Origin of the sequence: Ensifer sp. SL37 (assembly GCF_026672675.1) — a bacterium.
GTDB classification, from domain to species: Bacteria; Pseudomonadota; Alphaproteobacteria; order Rhizobiales; family Rhizobiaceae; genus Ensifer; species Ensifer adhaerens.
In genome coordinates, this window is record NZ_JAPPRN010000006.1 from 2,287,501 (window position 1) to 2,300,166 (window position 12,666).

Consider the following 12,666-nt stretch of genomic DNA (forward strand, 5'->3'; position numbering starts at 1 on the left):
AAGCATTGTTTAAAGGTATCTTATCCTGAATACATAGGGGTAAGAAGCGAACGCAGGGAACTGAAACATCTAAGTACCTGCAGGAAAGGACATCAACCGAGACTCCGCAAGTAGTGGCGAGCGAACGCGGACCAGGCCAGTGGCAATGAGGAATAAAGTGGAACGACATGGAAAGGTCGGCCGTAGAGGGTGATAGCCCCTTACACGTAGAACACTCATTGTCCTTGAGTAAGGCGGGACACGTGAAATCCTGTCTGAACATGGGGAGACCACTCTCCAAGCCTAAGTACTCGTGCATGACCGATAGCGAACAAGTACCGTGAGGGAAAGGTGAAAAGCACCCCGACAAGGGGAGTGAAATAGAACCTGAAACCGGATGCCTACAAACAGTTGGAGCCCGCAAGGGTGACAGCGTACCTTTTGTATAATGGGTCAACGACTTAGTGTGACGAGCAAGCTTAAGCCGATAGGTGAAGGCGCAGCGAAAGCGAGTCTGAACAGGGCGTTCAGTTCGTCGCATTAGACCCGAAACCGAGTGATCTAGCCATGAGCAGGTTGAAGGTTGGGTAACACCAACTGGAGGACCGAACCCGCATCTGTTGCAATAGATTGGGATGACTTGTGGTTAGGGGTGAAAGGCCAATCAAACTCGGAAATAGCTGGTTCTCCGCGAAAACTATTTAGGTAGTGCGTCGACCGAATACCCTCGGGGGTAGAGCACTGGATGGGCTATGGGGACTCACCGTCTTACTGATCCTAACCAAACTCCGAATACCGAGGAGTACTAGTCGGCAGACACACGGCGGGTGCTAACGTCCGTCGTGAAAAGGGCAACAACCCTGACCTCCAGCTAAGGTCCCCAAGTCATGGCTAAGTGGGAAAGGATGTGAGGATCCCAAAACAACCAGGATGTTGGCTTAGAAGCAGCCATCATTTAAAGAAAGCGTAACAGCTCACTGGTCTAAATAAGGGTCTTTGCGCCGAAAATGTAACGGGGCTAAAGCCATGCACCGAAGCTGAGGATACGTCGCAAGACGTGTGGTAGCGGAGCGTTCCGTAAGCCTGTGAAGGGATACCCGTGAGGGGTCCTGGAGGTATCGGAAGTGCGAATGTTGACATGAGTAACGATAAAGAGGGTGAGAGACCCTCTCGCCGAAAGACCAAGGGTTCCTGCTTAAAGTTAATCTGAGCAGGGTTAGCCGGCCCCTAAGACGAGGCGGACACGCGTAGTCGATGGGAACCACGTTAATATTCGTGGGCCTGGTGGTAGTGACGGATCGCTTAACTTGTTCACACTTATTGGATTGTGTGGGCGGGGACGCGGTTCCAGGAAATAGCTCCACCGTATAGACCGTACCCGAAACCGACACAGGTGGTCAGGTAGAGTATACCAAGGCGCTTGAGAGAACTATGCTGAAGGAACTCGGCAAATTGCACGCGTAACTTCGGAAGAAGCGTGACCCCAAGGGACGCAAGTCTGTTGGGGTGGCACAGACCAGGGGGTAGCGACTGTTTATCAAAAACACAGGGCTCTGCGAAGTCGCAAGACGACGTATAGGGTCTGACGCCTGCCCGGTGCTGGAAGGTTAAGAGGAGGGGTGCAAGCTCTGAATCGAAGCCCCAGTAAACGGCGGCCGTAACTATAACGGTCCTAAGGTAGCGAAATTCCTTGTCGGGTAAGTTCCGACCTGCACGAATGGCGTAACGACTTCCCCGCTGTCTCCAGCATAGACTCAGTGAAATTGAATTCCCCGTGAAGATGCGGGGTTCCTGCGGTCAGACGGAAAGACCCCGTGCACCTTTACTATAGCTTTACACTGGCATTCGTGTCGGCATGTGTAGGATAGGTGGTAGGCTTTGAAGCAGGGACGCCAGTTCTTGTGGAGCCATCCTTGAAATACCACCCTTATCGTCATGGATGTCTAACCGCGGTCCGTTATCCGGATCCGGGACAGTGTATGGTGGGTAGTTTGACTGGGGCGGTCGCCTCCGAAAGAGTAACGGAGGCGCGCGATGGTGGGCTCAGACCGGTCGGAAATCGGTCGTCGAGTGCAATGGCATAAGCCCGCCTGACTGCGAGACTGACAAGTCGAGCAGAGACGAAAGTCGGTCATAGTGATCCGGTGGTCCCGCGTGGAAGGGCCATCGCTCAACGGATAAAAGGTACGCCGGGGATAACAGGCTGATGACCCCCAAGAGTCCATATCGACGGGGTTGTTTGGCACCTCGATGTCGGCTCATCGCATCCTGGGGCTGGAGCAGGTCCCAAGGGTTTGGCTGTTCGCCAATTAAAGCGGTACGTGAGCTGGGTTCAGAACGTCGTGAGACAGTTCGGTCCCTATCTGCCGTGGGTGTAGGAATATTGACAGGATCTGTCCCTAGTACGAGAGGACCGGGATGGACATATCTCTGGTGGACCTGTTGTCCTGCCAAGGGCATAGCAGGGTAGCTATATATGGAATGGATAACCGCTGAAGGCATCTAAGCGGGAAACCAACCTGAAAACGAGTATTCCCTTGAGAACCGTGGAAGACGACCACGTTGATAGGCTGGGTGTGGAAGTGCGGCAACGCATGAAGCTTACCAGTACTAATCGTTCGATTGGCTTGATCGTTCCCATTGCTCATGCTCATCTTCAGATGAGCGACGTGTTCAAAACAAAACGAGTGAAGGCGATAAACCGCAAGCGGTTTACGCCGACCTCACCAGCTTCTCATCCGGTTTGCGTCCGCTAGACGCAAATCTTGCGCTTTGCCGACCTGGTGGTTCTGGCGGGGTGGCTGCACCCGTTCCCATTCCGAACACGGCCGTGAAACGCCCCAGCGCCGATGGTACTTCGTCTTAAGACGCGGGAGAGTAGGTCGCTGCCAGGTCTGCAAAGCGCAAGAAAATCCGGAAAACAAAGATCACCTTCTCTTCATGCCTCGGCCCAGCCGAAACACGGGCCGCCCTCAAGCGGCCCTTTTGTTTTGCTAGACCGAAGTCATCAGTGCGTCCCTTACACGAGACAAATCGCTTCGCAATTTGCTCGGCACAGACCATAAATCCCTTCGGGATTTACGTTACCGCGATAAATCCCATCGGGATTTACGCTTGGCGCGGGGTGGAGCAGCCCGGTAGCTCGTCAGGCTCATAACCTGAAGGCCGCAGGTTCAAATCCTGCCCCCGCAACCAAATCAAAAAAAGCCCGCATGGAGAAATCCAGCGGGCTTTTTGGCGTTTAAACCGCAGGGAAAAGACCCAGACGGGCGCAGGCGGGCAGATGTAAGGGGCGGGCGCCGCAACGCGGTGAGCGAGCGTCCTTCAATCCTCATCGGGTGGAGAGGGGCGGGGGAGGTGGCGGCGTCGTCTGCTTCTATGACCGGCGTTACCCGTTTATTAAGACATACAATCGATAGTTGCTTTCATTCTTGATTCTCGCGATGGCATGAGGCTGTGCGCGCCCATTCGGCAGGCAGGTGCAGGAGCGCCGCCTTTGCCGCGGAGACCCACGCGTGACCACCATATCGCCGACGAGCAACGTTGCCTTGGAAATCCTCAGGCGGACAACGGCCGAGGCCGAGGAGAAAGCCGGTTCTGCCGACAGCGCGAACAGCATCCTCACGGCTGCGAACGGCGTTTCAGCGGAGCCTGGCAGAGCAGCGACGCAGGCGCAGCGTGCAATCAACAACAGCATGCTGGAGCTGAAGGCAAGAGCCGACGCTTTCGTCGGCACAGCGCTGGAATTGCTGAACTCCGACCGTTTCAGATCCAGCGACCCCAATGTGAAGGCAGTGCTGAAGGAAATCCTCAACGAGCAGGGTGAGATTTTCGCCGGCCGGGTCGAGGCTGAACTGCTCAACAATCCCGGTCTCAGACACGAAGAGGCCATCGCCAATGCGCTGACCGCGACGGTGCGCGGCAATCGCAGCCGTTTTGCCGAAACCGAGATCGTGCTCGGTTATAAGCTGAAAGCCGCCGGCGACCAGTTGCATTATGTTGCCGATGCCGAGGGCCATAGCTCCGGTCAGTTCCTGGCGGATGCCCAGAACGAAGCGCGTATCGGTCTCGACATCGCACAAAAGGCGCGCGCCAATGCGAAGGACGATGCGGCGCTCGCGGCGGCTCTGAAGGCGGAGGAGGAAGCCGAGCGGATCTACCGGCGAACGCAGCAGTCGGTGAGTGACTGGAACGGCTATTGGACGAAGAAATTCGGCTGGCCGGAGGCCCGGTGACGGTGCGATAAGGGATCGCCGCCCGGTGACGGGATAAGACGCGATGGGCGGATCGTTGGACAGGTTGCTCCGAGCTCGACCCGAGACACGCTTTAACGATTTGTCTTTGGGCGCTTCACGCCCCACATCAACGATTCCCGTGTTTCGCCTTGGTATCGTTCCGGCGCAGTGATCTGCGAACGAATGCGGTGCATTAGAGGATATGCCAAGCACGTGGCCGCCGTTCCGCTCTGCCGCTTGCGCTCCAATATCTTGAATTGCCGTGCGCCGTGATCGCAAACCGCTGCGCATTTTTCCGCGACATGGTTCAGCTTCCGGCGTCGCTCTTGCCGTCGGAAGGACCTTGGCTTCTCAGCTTTCCGTGATCGCGGTCGGAAAGCCACACCCGCGTCTCATCGAGGATTTCCGTCGACAGGTCGGGATCGTCAGTCATCCGCGCCAGGATAAGCGCGCCGATCATGGCCGCAGAACTGCCGATTGCCGCGCGACGCTTCTCATGCTCATCCGGGCCCGGCGCGACCTTGCCGAACCGGGCGAACTGGCGCTTGAGGACGTCCGTCATCTCCGACCGTGCGGAACCGGGCTGGCGGCTTACCTCCGACGCAAGGGCTGCAAGCGGGCAGCCGTGGCCGAAATCGTCCCGATGCTCCGGCGAAAGATAACGTCGGGCGACGGATGCAAGATCCACCGTTAGCGGCTCGGTTTCTCCCTGCAGACCGGCCAATGTCTGCGCGATCAGATCCTCCTTCGACTTGAAGTAGCCGTAGAAGCCGCCATGGGTGAGGCCTGCCGCCTTCATGACATCAGTAACGGTGACGGATTCGAAGCCGCGCTCCCGGAACAGCTGTCCCGCCGCCTCCAGAATTGTCTTCTTGTTCTCTTCGACCTGCTTCCGGCTCACGCGCATCATCGTCTCCTGAAATTTCGATTGACAATATACATGATAGTCATCATATATCCAAATACATGATGGTTATCATGAATAAACTGAAGGAGCCCAATCGATGAGCAGGAAGCCAGTAGTCCTTGTAACCGGTGCCTCGACCGGCATTGGCGCCGTCTATGCGGAGCGATTTGCCCGTCGCGGTCATGATCTCGTTCTGGTCGCGCGCAATGCGGCGCGGCTCGACGCGCTCGCTGAGCGCCTCAAGAACGAAACCGGCGTGGCGGTGGATGTGGTCCCGGCGGACCTGACCGACGCACAGGACCTCGCCAAGGTCGAGCAGCGGCTGCGCGAAGACCGGAGCATCGGCGTGCTGGTCAACAATGCCGGGACGTCTATCCCCCGAGGCTTTCTTCAGCAGCAGAGCGAGGACATCTCGAAGCTGATCGCGCTCAACGTAACGGCAGTCACCAGGCTCGCGCATGCGGCAGCTCCGGGGTTTGCGGAGAGAGGCGAGGGGGCGATCATCAACATCGCGTCGGTCGTCGGGCTTGCACCGGAGATGGGCGCAACCGTCTACGGCGCGACCAAGGCCTTCGTGCTGTTCCTTTCTCAAGGCTTGAATGTCGAACTCGCCACCAAGGGCGTCTACGTTCAGGCGGTTCTGCCCGCAGCGACACGCACCGAGATCTGGGATCATGCCGGCGTCGATGTCGAGACGCTCTCCGGTGTGATGGAGGTCGGCGATCTCGTCGATGCGGCGCTGATCGGCTACGATCGACGCGAGTTGGTAACCATCCCGCCGCTTCCGGATGCCGGCCAGTGGAACACTCTCGATACGGCACGGCAGGCAATGCTGCCGAATTTTGCACAGTCGTTGCCGGCCGAGCGCTATCGGTCCGCTGCCTGACCGGTCCACGCACGGAGCGGGCGTTTGGCGTCCGCTCCGAACGCCTGCACCTCCTGAGACGGTCGATGCTCGGGCCTTTCCGCTTGGGCACAGCAAGCCACATCGTTTCCACGGTTTGCCTCAAAGGCGTTTGCCAAGCGCCCTCAGGCTGCTTAGAAATTGAGGATCAAAGATTTCGCAAGGCCGATGACTCCGTCCGTGCGCGAAAATCCTCCCTCGAAACGATGTTGATGGTGCGAGCCGATGAAAAGATTCAATCTGGGACCAACCGACCTTTCCGTTTCCTCTGCCGTTCTCGGCCTGATGCGGATTGCCGATCTCAGCGACGACGCCATAAGTCGGCTCTATGGGAAGGCACGGGACGTCGGCATCAACGTCTTCGACCATGCCGATATCTATGGCGGCGAACTGCATGCCTGCGAGCGCCGTTTCGGCGATGCGTTGCGGTTAAAGCCGACTGAGCGCGAACAGATCGTCATCCAGAGCAAGTGCGGAATCCGTCGCGGCTATTTCGATTTCTCCAAGGATCATATTCTGCAGTCGGTCGATCGATCGCTGACGGCGCTGAAGACCGACTATCTCGATCTTCTCTTGCTGCATCGCCCGGATGCGCTGGTGGAACCGGAGGAAGTGGCGGACGCCTTCGAGAAATTGCAGGCGGCTGGCAAGGTCCGGCATTTCGGCGTCTCGAACCACACCCCGCGGCAGGTCGATCTTCTGAAGACCGCCGTCCGCCAACCGCTCGTCGGCAACCAGATCCAGCTCAGCATTGCGCATGCGCCTTCGGTCGCCTTCGGAATCGCAGCCAATATGGCGGGTCTCGAGCAATCGATCGATCGCGACGGGGAAGTGGTCGTCTATTCGCGCATCAACCGCATGACGTTGCAGGCCTGGTCACCGTTCCAGCAGGGTTTCTTCGGCGGCGTCTTCGTCGGCGACGAGAAGAACTTTCCGGAACTCAACCGGGTGCTGGACGAACTCGCGGGCAAGTACGGGGTATCGGCTTCCGCGATCGCCTATGCCTGGATCGCCCGCCATCCGGCCAACATTCAGGTGGTGCTTGGAACGACAAGTCCCGAGCGTTTGGCCGATATCGCGCCCGGCGCCGACATCACGCTGTCGCGCGAGGACTGGTATCGTCTCTTCACGGCAGCAGGACACGTGCTGCCGTGACCTCGTTAGGTCTGCAGACCATTGAAAAGGCCCGCTCGGATCCGAGCGGGCCTTTTATGTTTTGGGGGCGGATGCCGATGGCTTAGCTGCGCGGCTTCAGGTTTTCCGGATCGTAGAGCGGCTTGTAGCCAACGCCGACAACCTCGACCGGATAGGTCTCGGCGAAGTATTCGACGTTGAGTTTGCGGCCGACCTGGCAATGGGACCAGGGCAGATAGGCAAGCGCGATGTTCTTGCCGATCGTCGGGCCGAAGGCGATCGAGGTGGTGGTAGGAACGGCGGCCCAGTTCATCGACCAGCACCTTGCCGGTTTCCGGATCCATCACCGGCAGGGTTCCGACCGGATAGCGCTTCACGCCGTTCTTGTCGGTATTCTCCGTCATGACGAGCGTGCAGAGCATGGCCGGCTGATGTTCGCGCGCCTTGTATTCGAGATGCTTGGCCTTGCCGCGGAAGTCCACGTCCTTGACCTTCGGGCGGGCAAGGTCGGCTTCGATGAGGTTGTACTGGGTAAGCAGGTCGGCGTTCTGCAGGCGCAGGCTCTTTTCCATGCGGCGCGAGTTCGCATAGGTTTCGACGCCGAAGGCCATGATGCCGGTCGAGCGCAGCGCGTCCCAGACGGCGAGGCCGTCCTCGTACTTCATGTGCAGTTCCCAGCCCTGCTCGCCGACATAGGAGATGCGGAAGGCGGTGACCTTTTTGCCGGCGATCTCGATCGGCTTGATCGCGGCGAAGGCGAAGTTCTCGATGTCGAGGCCCGAGGGATCGGCAACCACCTTCTTCAGCGTCTCACGGGCATTGGGGCCCCAGATGCCGATGGTGATGAACTTCTCCGAGACGTCGGTGATGGTGACGTCAAGGCCGCGATCTTCGGCGACGCGGCGCATGTACTGGAAGTCGCGCGGGCCGGCGTCGGCGCCGTTCACCAGGCGGCAGCGGTCGGCCATGCGGAAGACGGTGAAGTCGGCCCGTACCATGCCCTCGTCGTCGAGGAAGTGGGTGTAGATGCCCTTGCCGATATTGCCGTCGCCACCGACCTTGGCGGCGCACAGCCATTCGAGCAGCTCGACATGATCAGGGCCTTCGATGTCGACCATATGGAAGTGCGAGAGATTGACGATGCCGCAGTCCTCGCTCATCGCCAGATGCTCGGCGTTGGAGACGCGCCAGAAATGGCGGCTGTCCCACTCGTTTTCACGTACCGGCACGCGGTCGCCATACTTCTCCAAAAGGTGCTCGTTGGCAGCGTAGCCGTGGGCGCGCTCCCAGCCGCCGAGTTCCATGAAATAGCCGCCGAGTTCCTTTTCGCGCTCGTAGAAGGGCGAGCGCTTGACGTTGCGGCCGGTGGCATAGGGTTCGCGGGTGTGCACGGCGGGGTAATAGATCTTCTGCGCCGCCTCGAAGCAGCGGCCCTCGATGAACTTTTCTTCCAGCTGGTGCGGATAGAAGCGGGAATAGTCGATCGAGGCGTGGTCGATCTCGGTGCGGCCGTCTGTCATCCAGTCGGCGATCAGCTTGCCATAACCGGGGCCGTCCTTCACCCAGATGGCGACGCAGTACCACAAGCCCCGCACCTTTTGGCTCTCGCCGCAGGAGGGGCCGCCGGCGGCCGAGACCTGCAGCAGGCCGTTGAAGGAATGGCTCTCGTTGTAGCCGAGTTCGCCGAGGATCGGCGTCAGTTCCATGGCGCGCTCGAGCGGCTCGATGATCTGTTCCATCTCCAGGTCGCGCTGCGAAGGCGACAGGCGCGCCTCGTGCTTTTCAAGAATGTTGCGTGGATGGCAGAGGCGCGGATTGGTGGTCTCGTAATAGCCCCACTCGATCTGGCCGCCCTCGGTGGTCTTCGGGTCGCCGGTGTCGCGCATGTAGGCCGAGTTGCCCTGGTCACGCAAAAGCGGGAAGCCGATCTCCTTGCCGGTGCCTTCGAATTCGTTGTACGGGCCGAAGAAGGTGAGCGGATGGTCGACCGGCATGACCGGCAGGTCTTCGCCGACCATTTCAGCGATCAGGCGACCCCAGATGCCGGCGCAGACGATGACGTGGTCGGCCATGATCGTGCCGCGATGGGTGACGACGCCCTTGATGCGGCCGTTTTCGACGATCAGCGACTTTGCCGGCGTGTTGCCGAAGACCTGCAGCTTGCCGGACTTTTCCGCGGCGTCGACGAGCTTGCCGGCAACCGTTTGCGAGCGCGGGATGACGAGGCCGGCATCCGGGTCGAACATGCCGCCCATGACCTGATCTTCTTCGATCAGCGGGAACATCGTCTTGATTTCAGCCGGCGAGACATAGTGGGCGCGGGTGCCGAAGGCCTTGGCGGAGGACAGCTTGCGCTTGATCTCTTCCATCCAGACATCGTCGCCGGTGCGCGCCACTTCCAGGCCGCCGATGCGGGCGTAGTGGCCCATTTTCTCGAAGAAATCGATCGAATACTGCGTCGTCCAGACCGAGAGATAGTCGTGGCTGGTGGTGTAGCAGAAGTCCGAGGCGTGTGCGGTCGAGCCGATATCGGTCGGTACGCCCGACTTGTCGATGCCGACGATATCGTCCCAGCCGCGCTCGATCAGGTGGTGCGCGATCGAAGCACCGACGATGCCACCCAGCCCGATGATTACGACTTTCGCCTTTTGCGGAAACTCTGCCATTGATTGCGACCCTAGTTGGATTGGATGCCGGATTTTAGGGCCTGATCCGCCCCGACCAGAGCCTGTCTACGACATTCTCATCAAACTGCACGACCAGAGCCGAGCATTTTGCGGTTCGCGGAACGAGAGCTGTCGAGACGGTCATGCCACTGATTTCGTGAGAAAAAGCGCCTCTCAGCGCCAATCTGATTTCATCTAGCATATCGCAAATGGCGACGCATCCGAATGCGTCATTGCGATCTACCTGCTTTCCAGTGATCGCAGCGTTGGCCACGAAAGATAATCCCATCGGGTAAGATTGACAGCGATGCGTGATATTAATAAGTTCGGTAACAGAACGAATTAAAAGAGGTCCCCGTGAACGACAGCTTGCGCATCTCCCGGAAGTTCTCCCAGCGCTCCGTCATGGAGGCGATCGTCCAGGGCGGTCCGATTTCGCGTGCGTCGATCTCGAAGCAGACCGGCCTTTCCAAGCAGACCATTTCGGAGATCGTCCGCGGCCTCGAAGAAGAGGGTTGGGTGCAGGAGACGGGGCGCACCAGCGGCCATGTCGGGCGCACTGCCGTCACCTACGAACTGGTGTGCGATGCCGCCTTCATCATCGCCGTCGACCTCGGTGGCACGAAGGTGCGCGTGGCGATCACCGATCTCGCCTGCCAGATCTTTGCCGAAGACACGGCGCCGACCGATCCGCGGGGCGGCCGCTTCGTCGTCGAGCAGATCGCTGCCATGGCCTTTGATGCGGCAGACCGACAGAAGATCGCTCGCGAGAAGATCCGGCTTGCGGTGGTCGGCGTTCCCGGCGCGCCCTGCAGCGAGACCGGCCGTGTGTTGCTTGCGCCGAACATTGCCGGTTTCGACACGATGGATGTCGTCGGCGCCTTCGAAGAGGTGCTCGGTTTTGGAGCCATGCTCGAAAACGACGTCAATCTTGCCGTCCTTGGCGAAAACTGGCTGGGCCAGGGGCAGGGGATCGACAACCTCGCCTATGTGGCGCTGGGCACCGGCGTCGGCAGCGGCCTGATGGTCGGCGGCCATCTGGTGCGCGGCGTCAGCAATGCGGCCGGCGAAATGGGTTTCCTGCCGCTCGGCGCCGACCCGTTCGAGGCGGAATCGCTGCGCACCGGCGCCTTCGAGCGCGCGGTTGCCTCGCATGGCATGGCGGAACGTTACGCGGCGCTTTCGGGCAAGACCGTTGCCGTGCCCACCATCTTTGCCAAGGCAGAAGCGGGCGATGCGGCAGCGCTGACGGTGCTGGATGACACTGCGCGGTATCTGGCAGCCGGCGTTGCCGCGATTGCCGCGATCGCCAACCCGCAGAAGGTCATCCTGGGCGGATCCATCGGGCTCCGGCCGGAAATGCTTGAGCGGGTAAAAGCGTTCCTGCCGCAGTGCTTCCCCTATCCGGTCAATGTGGAGACCGGTGAACTCGGCGCGCGCGCCGCGATCATCGGGGCGGCGGCGATCGGGCTCGGTCAGTTGCACAACACCCTGTTCGGGGTCGATGCGCCCGATGGCCGGATTTCGCTGCCGCGGGCAAACGTCAACGCGCTTCGGGAGGCGATGTGATGACGATGAATGACGGCTTGGTCGAGCGCTTGCGAGCGGTGCTTGATCGCGAGACGGCGATTGATCTTTTTCGTGGCGCGATCGGGCGTGAGAGCATTACCGGCAACGAGGCGAATTTCGTCGCCTTTCTGGCCGAAACGATGCAGCGCCTTGGCCTGGAAGGCTTGAAAACGGCGGAGTTCCTGCCGGGTCGGCCGAACGTCTGGGCGGAGCGCAAGGGGCGCGGCAAGGGGCCACGCCTGCTGTTCATTGGCCATACGGATACGGTGCATGTCGACGGCTGGCGCGAGCATTGGGCCGGTACCGAGCGCGAGGATCCCTTCGCTGCACCGATCATCGACGGCGCGGTCTGGGGGCGCGGCTCGGGCGATCTGAAGGCAGGCATCTGCGCGTCGCTGGCGGCGCTGTCGCTGCTCGACAAGTCCGGCGTTGCGTTGGCCGGGGACGTGGCGTTTGCCTTCGTCGGCGACGAGGAAAGCGGTCAGCCGGGGACCGGTGTCTCCGCCGGTATCAAGGATCTGGTCGAACGCATCGAGACCGGTGACATCGTCCGTCCGGACTTCGTCGTCTATGTCGAGCCGACACGGCTTTCGGTTTATCCGGCGCAGATCGGATTTTTCATCGCCGACATCACGATTACAGGCAAGTCCGCCTATTTCGGCGTACCCGAACTCGGCAAGGATGCATTGCGCGCCAGCCACGCGGCGATGTCGGCTCTCTGGAAACACTCCGACGAGATCGCCGCGCGGGCCGAGCACAAGCTGATCGGTCGCAGTTTCCTGCTGATCACCGGCCTTGCCGGCGGCGGCTACATCGCCGTGCCCGAGCGTTGCACACTGTCGCTGATCCGCAAACTGTTGCCAGGGGAATCGCTGGACACGGCGGCGGCCGAGATCGAGGCTGCGGTGCGCTCGGCGATCACCGATCCGGAAATCACGGTCGAGTTTTCCTATCCGGCCGGCCGCGACCATGCGCTTGGCGGCACGGCGGCTGAAATCGACGAAACGGCGGGCGAAGTCGGTGCGCTATCAGCCGCCATGGCCGAAGCCATGGGTGGGCGCGGCGTCATCGAAGGCGCGCCCTTCTGGTCGGAATCGCCATTCTTCGTCAACCGCTTGGGTGTGCCTGCCGTCTATTGCGCGCCCGGCGACATCCGCAATTGCCATACCTACGAGGAACGGGTCGAGGTGGAGGAATACCTCGCCGGGATCGTCGGATTTGCCGCCTTCATGGCGCGCTACTGCGGCGTCATGGACTGAACTGCCAAACAAG

General features: G+C 60.1%; 6 protein-coding genes, 1 tRNA gene, 2 rRNA genes and 1 pseudogene (1 of these 10 only partly in view). 8 read left to right on the top strand and 2 right to left on the bottom strand.

Translation table 11 applies throughout. The annotated features are described in order from the left end of the window. The 4 genes from OVA00_RS23105 to OVA00_RS23120 form a co-directional block, all read left to right on the top strand. A 23S ribosomal RNA gene (locus tag OVA00_RS23105) occupies window positions 1-2,614 on the top strand; it begins 182 nt to the left of the window's first position. 144 nt (window positions 2,615-2,758) lie between these two features. Then, window positions 2,759-2,873, top strand: a 5S ribosomal RNA gene (gene rrf, locus OVA00_RS23110). A gap of 224 nt (window positions 2,874-3,097) precedes the next feature. Continuing rightward, window positions 3,098-3,174: transfer RNA gene (locus OVA00_RS23115), tRNA-Met, on the top strand. 320 nt (window positions 3,175-3,494) lie between these two features. After that, the gene (locus tag OVA00_RS23120) at window positions 3,495-4,214 is read left to right on the top strand and encodes a hypothetical protein (RefSeq protein WP_268089666.1); all 720 of its coding nucleotides are present in this window, start codon (window positions 3,495-3,497) and stop codon (window positions 4,212-4,214) included. Between the two features lie 307 nt (window positions 4,215-4,521). Here OVA00_RS23120 and OVA00_RS23125 read toward each other — a convergent pair whose 3' ends face one another. Further along, complete coding sequence (locus OVA00_RS23125; protein ID WP_268089667.1) at window positions 4,522-5,121, bottom strand: TetR/AcrR family transcriptional regulator; 600 nt, start codon at window positions 5,119-5,121, stop codon at window positions 4,522-4,524. A 97-nt stretch (window positions 5,122-5,218) separates the two neighbouring features. On the opposite strand from OVA00_RS23125, the gene OVA00_RS23130 reads away from it, so the two are divergent. After that, entirely contained in the window at window positions 5,219-6,007 is a 789-nt protein-coding gene (locus tag OVA00_RS23130) for an SDR family NAD(P)-dependent oxidoreductase (protein WP_268089668.1), read from the top strand. A gap of 243 nt (window positions 6,008-6,250) precedes the next feature. Further along, window positions 6,251-7,180, top strand: a complete 930-nt coding sequence (locus OVA00_RS23135) for an aldo/keto reductase (protein ID WP_268089669.1) — start codon at window positions 6,251-6,253, stop codon at window positions 7,178-7,180. An 82-nt stretch (window positions 7,181-7,262) separates the two neighbouring features. Here OVA00_RS23135 and OVA00_RS23140 read toward each other — a convergent pair. Beyond that, window positions 7,263-9,825, bottom strand: a pseudogene (locus tag OVA00_RS23140) (GcvT family protein). Window positions 9,826-10,182: 357 nt separating this feature from the next. Between OVA00_RS23140 and OVA00_RS23145 the strand changes: the two are divergent. After that, on the top strand, window positions 10,183-11,394 hold the full coding sequence (locus OVA00_RS23145; protein WP_034798940.1) for an ROK family transcriptional regulator: 1,212 nt from the start codon (window positions 10,183-10,185) through the stop codon (window positions 11,392-11,394). Further along, a complete protein-coding gene (locus OVA00_RS23150) occupies window positions 11,394-12,653 on the top strand; it encodes a M20 family metallopeptidase (RefSeq protein WP_268089670.1) in 1,260 nt (419 codons plus the stop codon). Before OVA00_RS23145 ends, OVA00_RS23150 begins: the two co-directional genes overlap by 1 nt. Window positions 12,654-12,666 lie beyond the last annotated feature (13 nt).